Raw genomic sequence first — 20,878 nt, 5'->3', positions numbered from 1 at the left:
CTTTCCTTTCGTGTTATGGATTGGTCCGCATTTGTGCGTCAGGGTCGACATCGATCGCGAAGGCTGCGAGCAATTCGCGTTGGCCATCCTGGGTGTTGAGACGGTCTGACCTTTTCAGCTCGCCAATCTTGTCACGTGCCGAACTTTTTTGCAGATGCAGCCGTTCCAAGGTGATCTTTGATGGGTCTTGGATTTCTTCATCCGTCATCTCAATTTCGGCAGCTTCGCCATTGGCAACGTTCTCATCGCGAAAGTTGGCCAACGCGCTGAGAGGGTCAAAGTGTACTTTAAGCGCTTCAAGATCGGCCCGTAGTTTCGTGTTTTCAGCCTTCATCGTTTCAATTTCTGCTTTGACTTCACCAGGTTTCAACGATGATATTTGCGGCGGGGGGATGCGCGAGCGTTCCAGAAAGGCGGCTTCAGCGTAGTACCGCAGTTTGTTTGCCAGGACGGGTGGATGACCAGCGACCAAGATAATCTCTTTCGACTGATCCATGGCCCGTAATTCTTGTGGCATCATAAGATCCCGTCGCGCTTGGCTGATGTTCACAGAAGCACCCTTGCGTTGGGCGAAATGCTTCTGTTTGGTTTCACTCATTGAATCGACGCCACGGGTGCCAAGGGCCTCAGAGAGCTCTTTTGCATCTTTCTGGAGCTTAGGTGTGTAGACGATTTCAACACCGGCATTCGCCATGTAGACATCAGCCGCATCGCGACCATAAATGTCCGAGAGCTGAGACGGCGACTGCAAGATCGTCAGCACCTTCAGGCCGTACCCGGCAAAGAACGCGATGCCATCCTTGAATGACTGCATTTTACCGGCGGCAGCGAACTCGTCCATGCACATCAGAACTTTGTATTTAAGCGCAGGGTTGTGTTCGGGCAGCTCTTGCATATTGGCGTCAACACATGATTGGAAAAACAAGTTGAACAGAGGGGACAGCCGCGAAATATTGTTTGGGGTAATCCCCACATAGATAGTCATGCGTTTTTTGCGCAAATCGGCGAAATCGAAGTCCGATGCGGAGGTTGCTCTGTCTACCAAGGGGTTCACGTAGAGGCCCAAATGCGAAGTTATGCTGCCCTTAACCCCTTCAAACGTATTCTCGCTTTTGGACATGAAATCGTTCAGCACACTCACGGTCTGAATGGACAGTGGCTCGCCGTTTTCTTCTCGGTCCTTGATGCGTTTGCGAAAGGTTTTCACGAAGTCAGCGGACAAGGTGAGTTGGCGATAGATTTCGCCAAGTGTGAATGGCAGCTCTGTCGTTTCAGCCAGATATCCGCCAACCCCCACAAAGGCATTCCGGGCCGATAGATCAAAGAACGGATCTTTATCGCTCATAGGGATGAACAGTGCGGCAAGGCGCTGAAGGTCATCAACCTGCATTTCTGTGCCGCGTCGGACGCTTGCCAACGGGTTCCAACGGTGCGTTCGGCTTTGTGGTTCAAGCGGATCGAACATGAAGACGTCTTGACCGTTGGCGGCGCGAAATCCGGCAGTCTTGGTCCAATTCTCTTTCTTGATATCCAGAACGACTGCGGAATCTGGCCAATTCAATAAGTTCGGGATGACCACACCAACACCTTTGCCTGATCTGGTTGGTGCATAGAGGATCATATGTTCCGGCCCGCCATATGTCAGAAGATTGCCGTTCGTCAGACGGCCTTTGTCAGCGACCTTTACGGTTCCGCCATCTTCAACCTCAGTTCCATAGCGATTGACTGGTTTGCCATAGTTGCGGGACGGAAGAGGGCCAGTGAAACCGCACACAAGGCCCTCTTTTGCCCGAAGGCCCATTTTCTTGATATCGCGTTTCTCAGCAAATTTTGCCTTACCGTGGACATCCACAGTCGGCCGGCTGACCAAGAATGCCAAGGCAATCAGAAGGGCGGGGGCAATGCCCGCATAGCCGCCGATTTGGACCCACTTGTTGGTTTCGCTATCTGAGTAATCCGATAGTGCCATGCTTGGCCAGAACAAGAGATCGTCTGGCATCTGGATACTGAGGCCCAAGCCCCAGGCAACAACATATGCGGAGAGACAAAGACCAGCCCCGGCAGCCAGAACAATGGAGAACCCGATGAAAGACCATTGCTGCCATGGTGCCATGGTGGGGAATTTTTCCATAATCATGATGCAACCTCATTGGCGTGCTTACGTGCCGGGTCGAAGTAGATTTCTGTAATTCTGCGTTCTTTGCCCACCCGTTTGATCTGAATGACGATATCCACCATTTGGATCAGCATTTCTTGGATTTCCGAACGTGACAGGTCGCGACCGGCCTCGCTTTCCTTCACGAGCAGGGCGAGCTGCACGAACGCCAGCATCGCAGAATCTGCGTGGATGGTCGTGATAGAGCCGCTGTGGCCCGTATTGACGTTTCTCAGATAATAGAAAGCTGTTGCGTCTCGCAGCTCCTGCAGGAAGATGCGATCAGGCCGCATCCGCAAAGAGCTTTCCAGAAGTTCACGAGCCGACACATTCGATGCGCCCTGTGCGCCTTTGGAATAGATCAGCCGGACGTTGTTTTCCTGTGGGATTTCCAGTTCTACAGTGTCCTCGATGGTGATCAGTCGTTCATGCGCCGGGATGAGCGGTATCAGAGCCTTGGAGAACGTCGTCTTGCCTGTGCCGGTGGCGCCGGAAACCAAGATGTTCTTTTTCGCCTGCACTGCTTTCGTCAGAAACCCGACCCAATTCTTGGCCGTATGCAGTTCAATCAGTTCATTGTCTTCGGTGGACATTTGCGTTGTATCAGTTGAGACATTCTCGAACAAACCCATGTCCGATAGTTCTTGCAGGGACCAGGTTCTATTCGATGGCCTGCGGATGGTAATGCTTATGGTTCCGGCAGGCACGGCAGGTGGGGTCACGATTTGAATCCGCTCACCATCCGGCAATGTTCCCGACAGGATCGGGTTCGTGGTGCTGATTTCTTGTTTTGTGAAGCTGCCAACGGCGGTTGCGAGGCCATGGAGAAAACTCATATTCAAAGTTTCGGACGCATGATGTGTCCAGCCTTCATATGTCTCGACAAAAAAGCCATGTGGTTTGTTCAGGCAAATCTCTGTCACATCGTCACGCTGTAGAAAGTCAGAGAATGGTGCCAGAAATGAAGAAAGCCCCGCCGGGGCCTTCGTCTGTTTACTAGGCTGGTAATTCATGCTGCCGGTCCTACAGAGTGGTTAAGCGATACACCGATGAGAAATCGAGGTCTCTTGCGACCATAACAGCGACTTCCTCGCCTTGAGGTTTGCGCAGAATGATCGGAACGTTGATCGTGCTTTCAAGCTCTGTTGACGCGAGTTCACGAGCGCCAGCACTTGTGTTTTCCAAGTCGGTGTTGTTTTGCGTTGCCGCTATTGCCAGGGCATCATCAATCACCGAGAGCAGAATAGTACCGGAAAACCGCGTCCAGAATTGCGTATCAATGACGCCATCAAAGCCCGTACGTCCCAACGCATCGGTGGCAGGTGAATCGAGCGTCACAATAACGCCCTTGGGCGTTTCAGCCCGCGTCCAAATGACGAACAAGCGTGTCTCGCCACGTCGAAGACCCCCCCTGTACTCGCCGACGATTTTCGTGCCGCGTTCTAAAAGCACGACGGTCCCAGTTGTGCCAAAGATATCGTCTGTCACTGTGCAGCGAACCATGCCACCCAAGGAGGAATCCATCGCAGTGTCGAGATTGCAGGGTATTGCTGTACCTTGCGTAATTGTCAGATGTGGCTCTGCAAGAACGGATGCCCGCGATCCTTCGAGCGCTGTTGTCCGAAGAGCTGAGGCCAGAGAACCATCGCCGCCTTCGGTTTCGCCAGGCGTTGTATCCATGAACCCTCTGCCAGAAGTCGCCTGACCCGACGGTGCTGATGGTGCGGTCCCCGTGTTGCCACCGCTGAAAGCGAGAACAGGCGCTCGTCGCGAGGCGATCAGGAGCTGTTCGGCCTCCGTCAATTCTGCTGGCTGCGGAGCAGGTTCAGGCTGTTGTTGGCGCACCCGTTCTATTGGACCAACCGGTGCTTGTTCTGCAGGTTCTGGTGCCGGCGTTTCTGGCGCTGGCGGCGGTGCTGGTTCTTGGATGTCTGCAGGTTGAAACTGCGTCGTCGTGCGTATCCGGGTATCTTCGGTCTGCGCCGGTTGCTCGGGCTGAGATTCATCGCGGGGCCATCCGAAATAGGCAAAAACAGCTACGCCGATTAGGATGCTCCCTAGGACAATGAATTTCTGGGTGTCGCCGGATCCTCGACTGCTTTTTTCGGCCGTCACTGAGGCGATCGTTCTTTCGCCGTCCACCACAGGGCCGGTATTGGTGTTTTCGTCTGACATATCATTGCCCCCCGATGATTTCACGATCCACACGATGCGAGACGGTTCCCGTCTCAGAGAAATGACCAGGACCGCCAAAGTTTTCGTTGAAGATCCCGGCCACCTGTCCACCGCGCCGCAGTGTGATTTGCTCGGCAACGCCCTGAACAATGATGCGATTATTTGAAATTGTCGTGTTCGCTAGGCGTTCGTTTCCATTCTCATCAGCCAAGTAGACCGATGGCATCCGCGACGAATTACCGAAGCTGATGACGGTCGTTGTGCCGTTATCAAAAACCTCTGTGGGTCTTAAAGAGCGCGGCCCCGCATAGGTATACATCCAGTTTCTAGGGCCAGCATTCACAGCGGCATTGCGAAGTTGCACTTCAACGGCGCGCTGCTGAGCTGCAGCCCGATCTGCTGCAATCTGCGCCCGACGAGCGTTCGCTTCATCGTTGGGATAGCGAAAGCGGATAGCGAAATAGACATCTTCTTGATTGTTCATGATGTCGCCTTCGCGGGTGATCAGTTCGAAATTATAGCTTCGCGTGGTCCCGTCAGCGCGCACTGTCACGACTTGAAGGTTAGATGGCGGATGCGGTTCGCGGGCTTTCAGAAACAAGATGTTTCCACGGGGCCTTGGTTCCCAAGCGATGGTGTCACCGATGGCGACATCAATGATTTCCTCACCTTGAGCGAAGACAATCTGAACCGATGTACGCATGGTTCCGATCACCCGTACGACATCCAGTTCGTTATAGTTGACCAGCCTGACCCGTGTATCATCGGGAGATGGCCGCGGCTCTTCCAGTGCAAGCGCTGGTGGCGTTGCGATGGTTAAGGCTGTGAGTAACAGCAAGGCACGGATCTTCATTCTACCACCTCTGGATCAGCGCGATAATCAGTGACAATAAATCCGAGCGGGTTTATCAACCGGTCTTGGTCACTGATGATGGCATCTGATTGAAAATTGAATTGAACGGTTGCGACCCAAAGCGTTCTGACGCTTTCATCGCGTTGAGTGACAGTTCGGGCAAACCGCACTTGTGCCAAATCCTCACCTATGAAAGCGATGGATCGTATGGCCACATCGGCTTTACCATTTCTGCCATAGATGAATTGCGGACTATCGGGGTTGGATGCATTGTAAGATTGACTGAATTCGGCTTGCTCGTCACGCGAAGATAAGAGCTGGACTTCCCGGAAAATCGCTTCACGCGTGGCAAAGCTATAGCCCTCCCGCACCCGAACATACCGCGCAAGGAAATACTTGCTGACAGCTTCGTCGTATTCCTCTTGTCCATCTGAAAGAGAGGTCATTACTTCAGGCACGCCGGTTGCGCTATCCACCCGAATGACGAATGGCTCGACGGTTTTCAGAGGGGCAAGCATTGCAACAGCCGTGCATGCCGCGACGGCGATGGCCCCCGAGACACCAGCTACCATCCAGGCGAGACGTCTGGATCGATCAGAGCGGAGGCGAAGATCATAGTCGAATGATCGCGCCTCTTTCAGATACTGCTTTATTTCAGCATCATCTGTCATCATTGTGCGTCCACCCCGTTGTTCGCCAAGATTTCCTGGCGACGCTCGACGGCGTCCTCGTGATTCCATCGCGTCGGGTTGAGGGGTTCCACGATAGCGTTCCGAAGATCGGGAGCCTGTGGGTTGGTAGTTGCACATGCGGAAAGAGCCAAAACGATGCAGATCATTCCTGTGCGTGAAAACTTACGCATATCTTGTTGCCTTAGTCTGATGATGAAGGGCGGATATGTCCGCCGGGGTTTAAGCACTTCTGTCGGCACGACCGCCACGTGGGCCGCCACGCCCACCCCTGTTGCCACCGCCTCTGAGAAGCGACCGTTCGACTGTCCTTTGCAACATGCCGGTTGAACCTTGCGCGCCACCGGAAAGAGCTGCTGCGATTGAAGGAATGAGAAAAAAGAAGATGGTCACAACAAACAGGCCGACCAGCATGTAGACGACCGCTTGTGTCGCTTCGACTGCCGACGCTTGCGTGAAGACATTTCCGATGAACTCGGTTGCAAAGATTGCGAGCAGGATAACGAGCAGTTGCAAGAGGGCGAAATTTACGATCTGGCCAAGCCAGCTGAAGAACCAGCCACGCGAAAAATCGAATAGCGCGAACGCCACAAATAAAGGACCTACTGCCGCCATGATGGCGAGACCAAATTGGGCAAAGAGCGTTATCGTAAACGCCACCGCGCCGAATATCGATGCAGCAACGTAGAGCAGCCCGCTCATAACCGCTGCATAGATCTGCCCTGACAGGTTGAATGAGCTGTATTCTTCTTTGATTTCTTCGGAAATGACACCGGCTCTCGCAATGACACCGTCTGATGGCAGCCCGCCTGGTGCGCCGCCCGTCAAGGTGGTTACAAAGTCAGGAATACCGACCAGGATCACTTGTGCGACCCATGTAGTGTAGCTGCCTGCGTTAGAAACTAAGGTGAATATGATCCCAAGTTTCAGGGTCTGTATCGCGAAATCAAAGCCGCTGCCGTCCACGGAACCCCGCAATATTGCGATACCATAGGCGATGACATAGATGGTGGCTGCGGCAGCAAAGGGAGTGGCCAATGTCGCAGACATTTCCGCTGTGATTGCGTTGACGGTCGTGAGCATGTTCGCCAAGAAACCGTCATATAGTGTCTGAAACATTGGCTTTCCTTACTACTCGACAGGTGCCGGGGTTTCTGCCTCGATCTGATCAAGCCAGTCATTTTTTCGCTCAGTGGTCGCAACTTGCGTTTGTGCCTGACGTGCGTTGACGCAGTTGGCGTCAGCTTCTGCGTTGTCCTGGACTTCACAGGTGGCCAGACGTTCCGCGCGCTTGATGTGGTTCTCAAGATAGTATTCTACCGTGAAAACCTCTTCCTCATTGCACGCCACAAGGGCGACCAGAGACAGGACAGCGGCGACACGACACATCATTCGATTTCCGCCTCCCATGCCGACTTTGTTTCTTGGATTTTGAGCAGTTGGCTTTCAGTCGAGCGCGCTTCATTAAGTTGAGCTTGTGCCTGTTGAAGCATGGCAAGCCCCTGAATGCGGTTCGTATCGTTTTGGAGCATCGCGCTTTCGATCTGGATGCGACCTTGCAGGGCATCCATTTCTTTCTGTGTGCTGACGTTGCCAAGCTCCTGGCGAAGCTGTTCGAGGCCAGCCAAGCGTTCGTCAGCACTTTGCACGATACGGTCTCCAACAGCATTGTTGCGGCCGGCATTGGCGGCAGCACGGTCTAGTTCCGTACGGTAGAAATCCTCAGCATTCAGTTCTTCCGTCGTGATCCGAGTGAAATCCACCATTTCTTGCGCGTTTGCGCCCAGATCACCCATGCTGTCGAGTGGTGCCGTCAGATCACCCGCTACGCTCATGAAGTCTGGTCCGAGAAGTTCGCGGACAGCGGGATCGTTCAATGCACCGACGATATCATCCATATTCGTGAACCCGTTGACGCTTTCATAAAGCCTCCGGGCCTCTTCAAGCTCCGCAATCATCTGTGTGATTTCCTGGCCAAATTCCAGTTGAGCGTTTGCTATTGCAGCAACATCGATTGTCGGGATGCCTTGTGACAGAGCAGGCGTTGCGACGGCCGTAAGGACAGCGAGGGAGATAATTTTCAGTTTCATTTCTGCGGCTCCTTTGGTTGTGGCAGAAGAATGTCAAAGGCCCAATTCTTTCCTTCGATGATGGAAGATTGGTAGCCATACATCTGGATCAGAGCTGTATTGCTGGATGATTTCGTCCATCAAAGCGACGGTTTCAGTGCGTCCGGACAATACAGCAAGCGCATCATCCTGACCTTTGAGGTCAAGTTCGCAAACGACGGCATCTTGACCTTGCCTGATCAGGAACTGTCCGGTTTCCAGCTCGCTACGAATGATCGTGTATTCTCTATAGGAAAGACCGAACTCATCCACGAATTCCTCTTCCTTCGCTGTGTCGCTTGGGAAGAAGATCTTGCTGGCACACTGATTGATGACCGTTCGCGAAATCGGACTTGCAATAACATCGGACGGGTCCTGCGTTCCCATGACAATGAAGCCGTTTTGCTTCCGCAGCACTTTCAACAGGTCCTTGGCAAATTCAACAAATGATGCGTCGCCAAGTGCTTTCCAGAACTCATCGATGAAGATCGCGATTTTTTGCCCGTTGATGAGTTGACGAACCCGATACAGCAAATACAGCATGATCGGGTTACGGATCTCCGGTTCATCAAGGAAATCGGTTACATCAAAGCCGAGCAGGTCAGCTTCAAAGCCAATCTCATCCCTTTCGCCTTCGAAAACCCATGCGAGACGGCCACCTTCACACCATTTTTCAAAGCGGGTTCCGATATCAGCGTCGCCATCACCGGCCGATGTTCCCAGGACCTCTCGTACGACGGAAACGGATCGATGAGCCTGATCAATCTGTTCCAGCGATTCCACAGCCCGCTCGATCCGGGCATTGTCGGATGCCGTAAAAGGATGCTGATCATCGCGAAGCATGGATTTGATCAGATCAATGAAGAACGGCTGCGTTGCCGCATTCAAGGGGATCGCCTTGAACGGTGCGCAGCCGGTCGGCTTGCCCATTTTGAAATCAAGGTAATCCCCACCTGACGCTCGGACGAAAATGGCACCGCCTCGATCCTTGTCGAAGAGGACACGTTTTGCGCCAAACTTTTCAAGTTGCGACATAACGAATAGCTGAAACACCGTTTTACCTGACCCGGATGGCCCACAGACGAATGTGTGACCCAAGTCGCCCTTGTGGACATTCAGGAAATAAGGTCCCCCTGATGTGGTTTTCAGCTTTGAGATGGCTGGCCCCCAAAAGTTTCCGGATGGCTTGCCAGATGGAAAATTATGAAATGATGACAGCGCTGCGAAATTGCGGCTGGTTAGTCTGGCGGGGCGCAGTCGTTTGCCATGGTTACCAGGCAACATTGCCCAGAACGCACTCTCGATACCCAGATCCTCACGGGCTACCACGATCCCGCCATCCGACAGCATACGGGATGCATCGCTCATGGCCGCTTGCTTTTCCCGCGTCGTGTCGGCCAGGATCATCAGGCTCAGATTATGCTCCCCCATCACCCATGCATTTGACATCAATTCGTCGCGGGCGTCCGTCAGCTCATCAGCTTGTGTGAAGCCAGCGTCGTTCGCATTTTCCATACGGCCTTGGCGCAGTTTCATTTCATCGAGTTGTGCCCCCTTGGCTAAGAACCGAAAGCTCTGCGCTAGAACGAAGCGGAAGGGCGCCGATAGAAGTTCATCGAACATGGTCGGTCGGGTCTTCGGCATGTGGTCCTTCATGCCCAGAATGCCACCGACTGTTGATCCACCGGCGTGTCGGATTTCGAAGGCTTCCCGCCCAAATAACACCCGGTCGGTATAAACAGCATTGCCAAGAGGCCCGTTGACCAGTGGCATAAGAGAGCGATTGCCGCTGATCAGCTCGCGCAGGAACGTCATTGGCTCCGAACAAATGACCCCGAGCCGGTTCTTTACGAGACCCAGCATTTCGGGACCGTAGCGTTGCAGTGATGCTTTCAACTTTGTGGTTGTTTCATCCAGTTGTTCGAGAAGATCGGCATCGACCTCGACGTCATTCTTGCGAGCTTTGCGCACGCCTTGTGACAGGCCGAGCTTTGCCAGGCCGCGCGGTTGGACGTAGACGGTCACATACAGATCATTCACGAAGTGACGCTTGGTGACGAGATTTGACGTGTATGTCTCGTCCATCCATTTTCCGAAGCTGGATTTAAGATCACCAATTGGAAGCTCTGTGTCCTGACGGCGAACGATATGACTGTAAATCATTACATTATCATCGGCTATCTGACGCATGGCATTCGCCAAGCGTTCGTGCAGCACGTTGATCGTCTTATTATCCGCCGTCAGGAACGCGGCACCATTCAAACGCATTGTCTGAAAGGCACCGCGCGACGTAGTGATCACAGTGTGGTCATCAGCGTGACGAACAAAAGGCAAATAGTTATCAGCTAACAGTTCACGCTTACGAAAAGTCTGCGATCCCATCAGTCGCACTCCTCAATTTTATATTTTCGCGTCACCCGCAATGGCGATGTTGATGAACCGCCCCAGATGGAGCGGTTCACACATTTTGCCTTGGTTTCAAGGAATCGGAACAAGATGCGAAAAGCGTTCGCATCGTTTTTCACGATGAACTTGGAGACAAAAAACAAGGGAATGAAGATCGACAGGAAAAAGATATTATCTGTCAAGATCATAGCCAAGCCCGCAATCAACACACACAGCAAGGCCGCTTCAAATGGCACACCGTAGAACATCGCTGGCCGTGTCAGAGCAAGAAAAACCTTATCTTCATTGATCGTTTCATCCTTGTTAGATGTCGCCATCGCGTTATCCCCCGGTGATCAGTGCGACCAGCTGAGCCGCCGAGAAGATGATAATGATCCCGATCACTGCATAGGCGGTCTTACGAAGGTCGAAGAAGTTAAACGCATAAGCCACCCCAACGATCATCAACGCAATGATCGCGAGGGGGGTGCGGATAGCATTGAACTCATCCAGAATGTTGTTCAGGAAATCCCCAAACCCCTGCGCCGACGCAGGCCCTGCTGAATGCAGAACAAGCACAATGGCCATGCAGATCACGGCCCCGCGTTTGTTCATCTTTGATGGTGCGTTCATAGTCGGTTTTCTCCTTATTGAGTGAACACAATGGCAGACGATGTGTCGCTACTGCCGTACACGTCCCAGTCAGGCGTTTGTTGATCCGGTACTGGAACTTGTGTGGGGTTGTTTCTGGACGAAACGACTACGCGGGTCTCAGCCCCTTGCATGACCCGACCCACATAGCCGTTTCGCACTCCGCGAGTGGAGTGGCCGGTGTTGTATGTTGAAAGCGCGATGCGAAGGGCATCCGCTTTGGTCTCACCCGCGGTACGAGCGCGATCATAGCTATCCCGAAGCACCTTCTCTGCCGCTGACAAGTTGATGCAAACATCGAACGCTTGCGGGATGGTAAGATCTAACCAATCAAAGTTTTCTATGTTGATCTGGGCAATGCCTGCATCAAACCGCTCACCGTTCGCGACGAGTTGATTAGCGACAGCAATCGCTTCTTGCTTTGAGCTTGGGAAAATGCTGCGAGCGTTCTGTCCACCCACGCCGATAGCGTAAGGGTGAAACCGGCTTTCGACGTGGACAATACCAGCCATGATATCTGGCGATATCGAGCTGGCGCAGTTTTCCGCCGCAACCAAGAACTGTTCGGCTGTTAGTCTTTGATCGGCTAACAAGACTGTTGGTGCCAGGGCGACGAAGAACAGTGTCGAAAGATGAAGGGACCAGTTTCGCAGAAACTGCCGGTTGGTGGCACTACGTTCAGAAGCGCGGAATAATCTACTTGTTGATTTCGTTTCGACCCTGCACGTCGCCTGTGCGGACGAGGTAGTTCTTGTTGAACGACAGGTCGGTCCCATCACCAAATTCAAAGTGATGGGCAAACAGTCCTGACCAGATATTGAACTTTCTGGGCTCCACCCCACCCACCGATGCGCGCGTTGCAATGAGGATAGCTTCTGAGCCGTCCGGTGCGATGTAGACGCAGTTGTAACTTGGACGCCCATCTTTGGCATATCCTACGAGGTCATACCGACACCGGAAATCTTGATCGGACTGAATAAGCTCCCTGACACCCTCAATCGTGATCAATGAGTAACTCTTTTTTATCGGCATGTGCTGTCCCCGCATTAGGACAGCTTCTTACAATGTCTTTGATCCCACAGAAAGGAGTCTTGCGTCAATAATAAGTTTTGGATAAAAAATAAATATGATCTTAACTACTTACTATTCAAGAAGAAACTACGCCATCCTTCGGCTTGACCCTCGAAAGATTGAACTGTGCAATCACTTACAGGCGCTTTTTCATCGAACCAAACCGTCATCTCAGAACCATCATTCCATATATAAATGGTACCAACATGTTGATTTTTGCTGAAAATCTTCTTCAAAGGATCTGCGAACATGGCTTGATACTGCGCATTTTCTGTGTCGCTTTGGCCCGTACCGCAAGGCACCTCAGATTGTCTCGTTATCATACTTTCTCCCACTCAAGGATAAAAAAACGTGAGCACAGCTCCTCATTTACTCAGGACCACACACCTTATAGTAGTGCTCTAACTGTCCAAAAAGTCACGAACCAGCACGAAACAGAACGAACTGAAACGAAACAAAAGCGCGCAGATCATTGATAAAGAATGGCAAATATTTTCTGCTACCGCAAAATAATGCGGATGGCTTTAAAGAAATCTTCAGTTGGATTGTTGCAGCTGGCGTCGGCCGTCCTGTCGGTAAAGATGGGTTCCCTGATGGTCCATGGACCCCGGATCTTCTTGCAAAGGCGATTTCTGAACTTGAGTCCCAAGACACTGGCATTGAATTGCGTACGGTCCAGATGTGGTTCCAGGATAATGACAGAGGGATTAGCACAGACAATATTCGTGCGCTCGCTCGCATATTTGGATGCGATGATCCCGTTGGTACCGGTGAATGGCAAAAAGTATTGATGGCTGCGCAAACCCGGTTGCGCAAAGAGCGACGTACCAAACGAAAGCAGTCAAAACCTGATGATCAGCCGACTGCAGATGAAGCAGATAGCACTCGCGATGCAGAAAATTCCAAAACGCCAAACGAGCCGGTAAACCCTATCTTCGAATCAGAGCAAGCAACTGGATTTAAACTAGCTCGCCGATCAGAGGTGTTGTTCGCTAATCAATACCCATTGATGCTGCCGTCAGTGCTCTGGGCGGGTTTCACAGTGCTTGCATTCGTCACCTACGTCATCGGCATCGAAAATGTGACTTACAATCCAGTCGAAGGGTTAAACAAGCAGGTTGGGTTTTTATGGGCACCGAGTTGGAACATCGCACCAGTCGTTATTATGCCACTCTTATTGACGTTCGTGATTAAACTGATGACGTTCTGGAAAGAGCAGGCGCGTCCTGAGTTACTTTTTGCTAATACTGGATTTGACAACTCACGAAAGACTTGGTCGCAGAAAATTCAGTCATATTCTGTATTATTTTGGATCATTTTCATCCTCAGTTTTGGAGTGATTTTCCTGTTGCAATGGTCAGGCGTTCATTTGCGTGCCCTCTTACAAGGCGATACATCGAATTATATGATCGACTGGAATAACGTTGCCATCCTGCGTCCAGATATTATCTCTATACCAGAAGCGATTGTTGTCTCACTGATTGCATATTTCTATTACGGTATGCTGATGTGGTTTTTATTTCTCGGGCTGCTTCTGCTTTTCATCATCGTCAATGATTTTCATGAAATTTGCAGTGCTCAAAAGCTACAGCTGAGCGCCAAGCATAATGATAAAGTCTACAATGCCGCCATGGCTATCATACGCGAAACCTTCCGTTGCACAGTCCTGATCGTTTTGTTCTGCACTTTCTTGAGGCTTCAACCCACGTTTTTGGTTTCGAATGGTGAGAATATCCTTCTTTGGCTAATCCAGGATGCATCGGCATCGATCGGCCTCCGCACCTCCGAGAGTTTCTGGCTTGAACAGCGAGCGATACCTCACACAACAAGCGTTCTTCTTCTGTCATTAACGTGTTTTGTTTTTTTCACCTGCATTGTCCAAATACGATCCGTTCTATTGCGTATCCCACCACCAACAGCTGCCGACGCAGCAGTTGGGAAACAACAGGTTCATGTCACAAACGCACTGCCGCGGCTTTCCTTGCTATGTATGATCGGTGTTATCGTTCTTCTCGTTCTAAATCTTCTGGCGATCGGTCGGATTCAGGGATTTTCTTTGCTTCTCGCCACCAGTTTGTTGGTTGGGTCATATAGCATTTATGATCCAATGTTTGGACGTTTTTCACGTAATAAAAATGATCTTGAGGGCAGTATTGTCAAATGACGGAAGAAGCACCCCTAAATTCTAAAATCGCTGAAAGCCCAGCACATGGCAGGGCGTATTGGATACAAGCAGAGGATCAAATACGTCTGCGTATCGCTTGTTGGACCCCTGCCCAGACGTGCAAAGGCACGGTTTTGCTGTTCCCTGGCCGTACTGAGTATATCGAGAAATTGGGTCGCACAGTCACCGAACTGGATCAACGGGGATTTGCCTGCGTTGCAATTGATTGGCGCGGTCAAGGTCTTGCCGATAGACTGACTGAAAACCGTATAACCAGCCATGTCGGCCGGTTTTCCGATTATCAGAAAGATGTGGCTGCAATGATCAAATCGGCCGAAGATCTCAATTTACCGAAACCTTGGTATTTACTGGGTCATTCCATGGGCGCGCTGATCGGTTTGCGATCTCTAATCAATGGTTTGGAAGTTAACGCCTGCGCTTTCACGGCCCCTCTATGGGGTATTCCACTATCGCCCATTGAGCGTGCCGTCGCTTGGCCATTAACCTGGGCAGGTCAAGCCATTGGTAGGGGCGATGTTTTTGCACCCGGAAATAAGGCACAAGAAGACAAATGCTATGTTCTCAGTGTTGGGTTTGATGAGAACAGGCTGACCAGTGATCCAGAAATGTTTGACTATATGGTCAATCAGGCAAGGGGACTTCCAGATCTGCAAACCGGTGCGCCAAGTATGGGATGGGTTTATGAGGCTTTGAAAGAGTGTCGAGACTTGGCAAAGCTGCCTTCGCCTCAGCTTCCTTGCATCGCATTCTGCGGTGATCGAGATGTTGTTGTGGATATTTCAGCTGTGGAAGAACGAGTGGAACGTTGGGCCGATACCAAATATGAAGTGATCAAGACGGCAAGGCATGATCTTCTATCCGAGAGCCCCGAAATCCGCGATGGGATATTCAGCAAAGTATCTGAGTTATTCCGAAACTGAGCTAAACACTAAACGGGGTCGATTGCCGGAGGGGGCAGAACCAACTTGCCCTCCCGCGCCATACGACGCCATTCAGACAAATGATTGGGCGCATCCCGTAGCGCCGCGCAACGGCTTTCACAGTGCACCCTCGACCAGCGTCTCGGCCACAATCCGCGCCTTCACATCCAGTGGCCAACGCGGACACCTACGGCCACCACCGTCCGCATCTGTGAGAAACTCTGTCGTACCATCCATGGAGAAACTCCCGCAAACGACCCCTCAAACCCATGAGGCACGGACTCGCAGAATACACGCGTCATCGGAAGGTGGGATCTAAGCAGCGGTCATCAACATGCTCGGCGAATACGACTTCTCTGATGACAAACTCCGCGAAGCGCTCGGACTCCTACCCCTGAAATCAGCCGCTTGAGAAACCGGGGGGGAACTCGATAAACGAGCACTTAGGAGCGCTAATAAGTGACTGTCCAGAGTAAAAAAACGGAGCGAGGTGGCTCCGTTTTAAGAAGTACCAATTCGGGTGACTCTTTCTGTTTCTTTTAGTACAGCAACACTGTTCGATTTAGGACTTGAAGTTAAATTGCCTTCATTAGTCCTATGCAGAAACCTTGATACTTTCATCTACTGCCATTGCCATGGTGGCAACTTCTGGCTCGATGCAATCTTGCTGGACCTCCTGCAATCGACTCATTTGGTTGAAGATATTGATCCGTTGAATATCACTCGTACCACCGGCAATTCGCATACCCAATGCATCCCGCATCATTCGGCTGATGTCGTTGTTTCCATAACCGAGATGACCAAACAACTGCATCATGTTTTCACCTGACATCACCAGGTTTTCGCCCGCGAAATACTTTGTTGCCGAGCATAGAATAGAGGCGGTCGGCACACCCCTGTCGAGTTCTTCAAACGCGGCATATGTCAACGTTCGACATATAATCGAAGCCATCTTCATGTCAGTCAGTCGCCCTTGAACATATTGATTGACGGCAAGCGGCTTGCCAAAGGCATTGCGTTCAGTCACCCGCTTGTAGGTCCGCATGATGTGGTTTTCGATCATACCTGCGGCCATAGCCCCGTAGAGCGCCCTCTCAAATGCGATGATGTCATAGAGAACGCGCAGTCCATCGCCAGGTTGTCCTATGATGTTCTCAAGGGTCAATGGCACGCGGTCAAACTCGATGGATGCAGTAGGACTTGTGCGTATGCCAAGATTGTCCTCGGTCTCCCCGATATGGACACCGGGCCCGTCTAGGTCGACAAAAAACAGTGTGATGTCTTTCTTCTGGCCGAGGGAAGGAATGCGCCCTGCTATCATGCCGAGCTGAGCGACCGGCGCATTTGTGATGTGCACCTTCTGACCACTTAAAATGAAACCATTACCGTTCTGATGGGCCGAAAGCTTCATCCGCGACAAGTCAGATCCACCGGATTGCTCCGTCATTGCGGTGACGCCGATGACGCCGTCCAGTAGTCTGGGTAGCCAGCGTTCTCTTTGTCGTGGCGTTCCTTCGTCCAGCAAAACCTTAATTGATCCCAGATGCCCGAGCGTTGTTACCAGAAACCCCAAGTCTTCTGCGGTGGTCGATAGACCTTCGAGTGCGGCGATGGCATCGATCCAGGTGCCCCCGAATCCTCCAAGCTCTTTTGGTACAGCAATACGCCAGATTCCTTCATCACTGATCTTCTGCCAGCTCTCATAATCCAAAGTAGCATTTGTGTCGTTGATTTTTGCTGACCTAGCAACTGAGCGGCCAAGTTCTGCATAGGTGTTGAACAGTTGTTCTTGATAAGTGTTTCTGCACACAGCCATTGAAATTCCTCCTTGGGGTTTTGATGATCCCACTGAAGTGATTTTTCCGGTTGTTGTGAAATGAGTAATCAAAATACTTACGTTGCGTACTGGAAATGGCAGGTCAAATCACTTGGCTCCTGCCGTTCACTCGAATCGGTCAGCGCCCCATCACCCAGATCCAATAGTAGATTTTGGCTAAAGGGCTTCAAAACCATGCGCGATTGCCTTGCCTATATCCTGTGTGATTGCATCTGACTGCGGAGCCAGCTTCAAAAGAAGGTCTGCGTTTGGCAAATGTGGTAAACCGAACTCGTTGCCTATTCTGACAAAATCCTTCGGTACTGCGCGTGTGGGCAAGACACCGATCGCATTACCCATAGAAATCATAGCAGAAATCGGAGCTAGCTGACTCGAAGAGCAGACAATTGACCATTTCAGTCCTGCCTTATTGAGGCTCGACGTTGCCAATCGCCGAACTTCACATCCCTCCGGGAACAAAGCCAATGGGATAGGGCCGTTGTCCGGCTCAAATCCGTATTTTGCGACCCAACACAGCGGTTCAGTTGTCAGGTTAATACCCTTCATGTCGCCGGTTCTGGTGATTAGCGCAAGGTCAATTTCTCCGTCTTGCACCATCCGCGCCAGATTGATTGAGAGATCTGAAATTACCTGAAACTCAATATTCCCGTTGATCTTGGAATATTCCCGAATAACACTTGGCAGGAAGAGTTGGGCATAGTCGTCTGGAGTGCCAATTTTAACGACACGATTATCTGAAACAGTTTCAAGAGTGCTAATCAACTGATCATTCAATTTCAAAATATCACAGGCATAGGAGCGCACCATTTCTCCCGCCGTGGTAAATCTCATTTCATTATCGCGGTCGACAAGACGTTCTCCAACGAGCTCTTCGAGCCGTTTTATTTGGAGGCTTATGGCAGACTGCGAGCGTAACAAACGCTCGCCTGCTCTTGTAAAGTTTCCTGTATCTGAAACTACAATAAGTGTTCGGAGTAGATCAATATCAATGTTGACTAGGCCCATATATGATTTCCTCTACGGATTTAGCAATATACCGAGCGGTACAATTCGCACTATGTGTCCGACCGAGGGCGTGCTGAGATCCACTATTAACTAACGACATACCCTCAGGGCGATCATTGATTTTCAACAGCACAATCTCTGGTTATGTTGGCTCGCGTTGAAAGTCAACGAGTTGACTGCAGGAAACTATTGCTGCGCATTTTACTGCCACAGTAAATCCTATTTAGATGATCTACAAAGATGAATACAATCAGCAAAATTTTTCAATCATTAGTCCGGGGCAGATGACAGGTATGAAGCCACATATTTAAATCTAAGTATCTGTAAATGCAAAGCAATAACCATAAGCATTTCCAACGTTAATACCGGGCATGAGAATTACTTGTTTCTCAATTAAGTTTGCCTTCAACATGATGAGGCTCATCAACTCAATGCTGTTTTGAGAACCTTTAATTCGAACTGACAGGGAGTCAAAGAAGATGAGCGTGATCGACCAAAAGAGCTTCGTACAGACCCAAACATGTATACGGGTCATTAGCACTGGGATTTCTGTTCCAGAGACCGTGTATACAAATGATGATATCCGCAACAAATTCAACCCAGGTTTGAATTGTGATTGGGTCAGTCGCAAGTTGGGCATCGTCGAACGGCGCGTGTCTCAACCGGATTTGCTAACATCCGATTTGGCAGCCGATGCAGCGCGCAATGCCTTGCATCAGGCCAATATTTCTGGCGATAGCATTGATCTGCTGATTGTGGCGACAGCAACACCAGATCGTCAGGCTCCAGCTACCGCCTGCTTTGTTCAGCAAAAGGCAGGCCTCTGTAATGCTATCTCTTTTGATGTAAGTGCTGTTTGTTCCGGGTTTCTCTATGCGATGACAGTGGCAACAAGTTTCCTCAAGTGTGGTCAGGCCAAACGTGCCATGATCGTAGGTGCCGACACGTTCTCCCGTATCACTGATTGGGAGCGCGCGGATGCTGTCTTTTTCGGCGATGGTGCGGGTGCCGCCATTCTAGAGGCGAGTCCACGGAAGAATGCGGTATTCGACGCGCAGTTGTACTCCAATGGCAATGATGCCGACGTATTCACTGTCTATCCCGATCACACGACTTTCACTATGAATCCGAGTGATGTTTTGAGGGCCGCTCTGGACGCAATCCCACAATGCGCGGAGCGCGTTCTGACCCGCAACGGGCTGGCAGTCGAGGACATCGATGTTGTTATTCCACATCAGCCCTCGATTAACTTATTGCGCAAGCTGTCAGAACGCACCGGGATTGAATTCGAAAAGTTCTGTCTCAACATGGACCGCTACGCAAACACAGCGGGCGCAACCATCCCAATCATCTTACATGAGTCTATCGAGAACGAACGGATCAAAAAGGATGATCTCGTTTTCTTTGCAGCTGCTGGTGCCGGGTTTACCGCCGGTGCAGCAATTTTGCGTTGGAACTGAGGAGCCGGAGCGATGTCACTAATTACACCCAAAGTTAATGGTACCTACGTCACCGCTACGCGCTGTGAAGGCTCTTACATCTTCGATAGTGACGGCAACTCATGGATTGATGGTGCCTCGGGGTCCATTGCTTGTTCCATCGGCCATGCGCATCCAACGGTAGTCAAGGCAATGTCTGATGCTTGTCAGCACACCAGCTTTGTCTACCGCACCCAGTTCTCGAATCCCGAAATCGAACGCCTTTCGGCGCGCCTATGCCAAAAACTTGGCTATGCGGCAAGTTTCTTTGTTAACAGCGGCTCCGAGGCAGTGGAAACGGCGATACGCTCAGCGCAACAATACTGGCGCGAGCGTGGGAAAGCGACCAAGACACGTATTCTGAGCCGCCGTCTTAGCTATCATGGCTCCACGATCGGCTCTTTGAGCCTTTCTGGTCACTGGCCGAGACGACGCCTTGCTGGTCCGCTATATGGCGAACCTACGCAACCAACGCCTTATCCGTATCGGGCCGCAAATAAGGAAGGGATGACTGCCTATGGTATCGCATGCGCGAACGAATTGGAGCGCGAATTGCAACAGCTTGACGCTGACAACATCGCGGCCTTTATCCTTGAACCAATTATTGGTGCTTCGGGTGCTGCAATTGTCCCGCCAGCAGAGTATATTCAGCGTATTCGAAATATTTGCGACCGCTACAATTTACTGCTCATCGCCGACGAAGTTTTGACTGGCCTAGGCCGTACCGGACGCTGGCTAGCAATGGAGCATTTCGGAGTTAAAGCTGACCTTGTCTGCCTGGGTAAAGGTCTGAACGCAGGTTACTTCCCTATCTCTGCCGTGCTGTTTTCTAGTGATGTATATGACCACATTGCAAACGGCAGCGGATCTTTCGAACTCGGTCATACACATTCCAACCATCCCATTGGCGCAGCAGTTGGCAATGCTGTGCTTGATGTCCTGGAACAGGAACAACTAGTTGAACGCGCTGAATGGCATGGCGAAGGTCTGAAGTTCACGCTTCAGGAATTATGCAGCAAGCACACGATAGTGGGCGAGGTGCGTGGTGAAGGAATGCTAATCGGCATCGAACTCGTAGATCCGACCAATTGGAATAATCCATTCCCTGTTGAACTCAGCGCTGCAATACAAGCAACACAGATCGCGTTTGAGAGTGGTCTGGTGATCTATCCCTCATCCGGCTTCGCCGGGGTTTTGGGCGGTGACGCGATCATCATAGCTCCACCTTTCAACATCCCTGAACAAGCGACCAAACAACTCATCGACAAAGTTGATGGGACGCTCAGAACTCTGAGCAACTCAATCTTTCAAAAAAGGAGAAAACCCCATGCAGCTTGAAACTGGCCTGAAAGGTATTCTGACGCAC

At 51.1% G+C, this 20,878-nt stretch carries 20 protein-coding genes; 4 read left to right on the top strand and 16 right to left on the bottom strand.

From position 1 onward, the window contains the following. Positions 1 to 13: 13 nt before the first annotated feature. From HRQ87_RS18625 to HRQ87_RS18560, 14 genes are all read right to left on the bottom strand, one after another. The gene (locus HRQ87_RS18625) at positions 14 to 2,137 is read right to left on the bottom strand and encodes a type IV secretory system conjugative DNA transfer family protein (protein WP_174139954.1); all 2,124 of its coding nucleotides are present in this window, start codon (positions 2,135 to 2,137) and stop codon (positions 14 to 16) included. Further along, complete coding sequence (gene virB11, locus HRQ87_RS18620; RefSeq protein ID WP_174139953.1) at positions 2,134 to 3,168, bottom strand: P-type DNA transfer ATPase VirB11; 1,035 nt, start codon at positions 3,166 to 3,168, stop codon at positions 2,134 to 2,136. Before virB11 ends, HRQ87_RS18625 begins: the two co-directional genes overlap by 4 nt. 10 nt (positions 3,169 to 3,178) lie before the next feature. Then, positions 3,179 to 4,330 (bottom strand): type IV secretion system protein VirB10, encoded by a 1,152-nt coding sequence (gene virB10 / locus HRQ87_RS18615; protein WP_174139952.1) that lies wholly within the window; start codon positions 4,328 to 4,330, stop codon positions 3,179 to 3,181. A 1-nt stretch (position 4,331) separates the two neighbouring features. After that, the gene (gene virB9, locus HRQ87_RS18610) at positions 4,332 to 5,183 is read right to left on the bottom strand and encodes a P-type conjugative transfer protein VirB9 (RefSeq protein WP_174139951.1); all 852 of its coding nucleotides are present in this window, start codon (positions 5,181 to 5,183) and stop codon (positions 4,332 to 4,334) included. Further along, positions 5,180 to 5,854, bottom strand: coding sequence for a VirB8 family type IV secretion system protein (locus tag HRQ87_RS18605; protein ID WP_246252471.1), 675 nt, complete (start codon positions 5,852 to 5,854; stop codon positions 5,180 to 5,182). The genes virB9 and HRQ87_RS18605 overlap by 4 nt, the downstream gene beginning before the upstream one ends. 240 nt (positions 5,855 to 6,094) lie before the next feature. Then, the gene (locus HRQ87_RS18600) at positions 6,095 to 6,991 is read right to left on the bottom strand and encodes a TrbL/VirB6 family protein (protein ID WP_174139949.1); all 897 of its coding nucleotides are present in this window, start codon (positions 6,989 to 6,991) and stop codon (positions 6,095 to 6,097) included. Between the two features lie 12 nt (positions 6,992 to 7,003). Next, positions 7,004 to 7,264 carry an EexN family lipoprotein gene (locus HRQ87_RS18595; protein WP_174139948.1) on the bottom strand — a complete coding sequence of 87 codons (261 nt, stop codon included), beginning with the start codon at positions 7,262 to 7,264 and terminating at the stop codon, positions 7,004 to 7,006. Further along, positions 7,261 to 7,962, bottom strand: coding sequence for a type IV secretion system protein (locus HRQ87_RS18590; protein WP_174139947.1), 702 nt, complete (start codon positions 7,960 to 7,962; stop codon positions 7,261 to 7,263). The genes HRQ87_RS18595 and HRQ87_RS18590 overlap by 4 nt, the downstream gene beginning before the upstream one ends. Positions 7,963 to 7,995: 33 nt before the next feature. Next, complete coding sequence (locus tag HRQ87_RS18585) at positions 7,996 to 10,362, bottom strand: VirB4 family type IV secretion/conjugal transfer ATPase (protein WP_174139946.1); 2,367 nt, start codon at positions 10,360 to 10,362, stop codon at positions 7,996 to 7,998. After that, the gene (locus HRQ87_RS18580; RefSeq protein WP_174139945.1) at positions 10,362 to 10,703 is read right to left on the bottom strand and encodes a type IV secretion system protein VirB3; all 342 of its coding nucleotides are present in this window, start codon (positions 10,701 to 10,703) and stop codon (positions 10,362 to 10,364) included. The genes HRQ87_RS18585 and HRQ87_RS18580 overlap by 1 nt, the downstream gene beginning before the upstream one ends. A 4-nt stretch (positions 10,704 to 10,707) precedes the next feature. Then, positions 10,708 to 10,998 (bottom strand): TrbC/VirB2 family protein, encoded by a 291-nt coding sequence (locus HRQ87_RS18575; RefSeq protein WP_174139944.1) that lies wholly within the window; start codon positions 10,996 to 10,998, stop codon positions 10,708 to 10,710. 14 nt (positions 10,999 to 11,012) lie between these two features. Beyond that, positions 11,013 to 11,609, bottom strand: coding sequence for a lytic transglycosylase domain-containing protein (locus HRQ87_RS18570; RefSeq protein WP_246252468.1), 597 nt, complete (start codon positions 11,607 to 11,609; stop codon positions 11,013 to 11,015). A 103-nt stretch (positions 11,610 to 11,712) separates the two neighbouring features. Further along, positions 11,713 to 12,048 (bottom strand): hypothetical protein, encoded by a 336-nt coding sequence (locus tag HRQ87_RS18565; RefSeq protein ID WP_174139942.1) that lies wholly within the window; start codon positions 12,046 to 12,048, stop codon positions 11,713 to 11,715. A gap of 104 nt (positions 12,049 to 12,152) precedes the next feature. Further along, positions 12,153 to 12,410, bottom strand: a complete 258-nt coding sequence (locus HRQ87_RS18560) for a hypothetical protein (RefSeq protein WP_174139941.1) — start codon at positions 12,408 to 12,410, stop codon at positions 12,153 to 12,155. Between the two features lie 149 nt (positions 12,411 to 12,559). Here HRQ87_RS18560 and HRQ87_RS18555 point away from each other — a divergent pair, with 149 nt between their 5' ends. Next, positions 12,560 to 14,251: an RcgA family putative transporter gene (locus HRQ87_RS18555; protein ID WP_174139940.1), complete on the top strand. Its 1,692-nt coding sequence runs from the start codon at positions 12,560 to 12,562 to the stop codon at positions 14,249 to 14,251. Continuing rightward, complete coding sequence (locus HRQ87_RS18550; protein ID WP_174139939.1) at positions 14,248 to 15,192, top strand: alpha/beta hydrolase; 945 nt, start codon at positions 14,248 to 14,250, stop codon at positions 15,190 to 15,192. The genes HRQ87_RS18555 and HRQ87_RS18550 overlap by 4 nt, the downstream gene beginning before the upstream one ends. Positions 15,193 to 15,787: 595 nt before the next feature. Here HRQ87_RS18550 and HRQ87_RS18545 read toward each other — a convergent pair. Beyond that, positions 15,788 to 17,008 (bottom strand): acyl-CoA dehydrogenase family protein, encoded by a 1,221-nt coding sequence (locus tag HRQ87_RS18545; protein ID WP_174139938.1) that lies wholly within the window; start codon positions 17,006 to 17,008, stop codon positions 15,788 to 15,790. A gap of 177 nt (positions 17,009 to 17,185) precedes the next feature. Continuing rightward, positions 17,186 to 18,034: a LysR substrate-binding domain-containing protein gene (locus HRQ87_RS18540; protein ID WP_174139937.1), complete on the bottom strand. Its 849-nt coding sequence runs from the start codon at positions 18,032 to 18,034 to the stop codon at positions 17,186 to 17,188. Between the two features lie 479 nt (positions 18,035 to 18,513). Between HRQ87_RS18540 and HRQ87_RS18535 the strand changes: the two genes are divergently transcribed. Beyond that, positions 18,514 to 19,494: a 3-oxoacyl-ACP synthase III family protein gene (locus tag HRQ87_RS18535; RefSeq protein ID WP_174139936.1), complete on the top strand. Its 981-nt coding sequence runs from the start codon at positions 18,514 to 18,516 to the stop codon at positions 19,492 to 19,494. Positions 19,495 to 19,506: 12 nt separating this feature from the next. After that, complete coding sequence (locus HRQ87_RS18530; RefSeq protein ID WP_174139935.1) at positions 19,507 to 20,850, top strand: aminotransferase class III-fold pyridoxal phosphate-dependent enzyme; 1,344 nt, start codon at positions 19,507 to 19,509, stop codon at positions 20,848 to 20,850. The last annotated feature ends 28 nt before the right edge of the window (positions 20,851 to 20,878 follow it).

The sequence above is a fragment of the Parasulfitobacter algicola genome, from assembly GCF_013315265.1.
Classification (GTDB): Bacteria; Pseudomonadota; Alphaproteobacteria; order Rhodobacterales; family Rhodobacteraceae; genus Parasulfitobacter; species Parasulfitobacter algicola.
This window is presented reverse-complemented; position numbering and strand designations above follow the sequence as displayed.

Coding starts and splice junctions, on each gene's coding strand:
- HRQ87_RS18585 (WP_174139946.1), bottom strand. CDS start 10,362: ATGGGATCGCAGACTTTTCGTAAGCGTGAACTGTTAGCTGATAACTAT.
- HRQ87_RS18560 (WP_174139941.1), bottom strand. CDS start 12,410: ATGATAACGAGACAATCTGAGGTGCCTTGCGGTACGGGCCAAAGCGAC.
- HRQ87_RS18550 (WP_174139939.1), top strand. CDS start 14,248: ATGACGGAAGAAGCACCCCTAAATTCTAAAATCGCTGAAAGCCCAGCA.
- virB10 (WP_174139952.1), bottom strand. CDS start 4,330: ATGTCAGACGAAAACACCAATACCGGCCCTGTGGTGGACGGCGAAAGA.
- HRQ87_RS18580 (WP_174139945.1), bottom strand. CDS start 10,703: ATGGCGACATCTAACAAGGATGAAACGATCAATGAAGATAAGGTTTTT.
- HRQ87_RS18595 (WP_174139948.1), bottom strand. CDS start 7,264: ATGATGTGTCGTGTCGCCGCTGTCCTGTCTCTGGTCGCCCTTGTGGCG.
- HRQ87_RS18540 (WP_174139937.1), bottom strand. CDS start 18,034: ATGGGCCTAGTCAACATTGATATTGATCTACTCCGAACACTTATTGTA.
- HRQ87_RS18530 (WP_174139935.1), top strand. CDS start 19,507: ATGTCACTAATTACACCCAAAGTTAATGGTACCTACGTCACCGCTACG.
- HRQ87_RS18590 (WP_174139947.1), bottom strand. CDS start 7,962: ATGAAACTGAAAATTATCTCCCTCGCTGTCCTTACGGCCGTCGCAACG.
- virB11 (WP_174139953.1), bottom strand. CDS start 3,168: ATGAATTACCAGCCTAGTAAACAGACGAAGGCCCCGGCGGGGCTTTCT.
- HRQ87_RS18625 (WP_174139954.1), bottom strand. CDS start 2,137: ATGATTATGGAAAAATTCCCCACCATGGCACCATGGCAGCAATGGTCT.
- HRQ87_RS18575 (WP_174139944.1), bottom strand. CDS start 10,998: ATGAACGCACCATCAAAGATGAACAAACGCGGGGCCGTGATCTGCATG.
- HRQ87_RS18535 (WP_174139936.1), top strand. CDS start 18,514: ATGAGCGTGATCGACCAAAAGAGCTTCGTACAGACCCAAACATGTATA.
- HRQ87_RS18565 (WP_174139942.1), bottom strand. CDS start 12,048: ATGCCGATAAAAAAGAGTTACTCATTGATCACGATTGAGGGTGTCAGG.
- HRQ87_RS18600 (WP_174139949.1), bottom strand. CDS start 6,991: ATGTTTCAGACACTATATGACGGTTTCTTGGCGAACATGCTCACGACC.
- HRQ87_RS18545 (WP_174139938.1), bottom strand. CDS start 17,008: ATGGCTGTGTGCAGAAACACTTATCAAGAACAACTGTTCAACACCTAT.
- virB9 (WP_174139951.1), bottom strand. CDS start 5,183: ATGAAGATCCGTGCCTTGCTGTTACTCACAGCCTTAACCATCGCAACG.
- HRQ87_RS18605 (WP_246252471.1), bottom strand. CDS start 5,854: ATGACAGATGATGCTGAAATAAAGCAGTATCTGAAAGAGGCGCGATCA.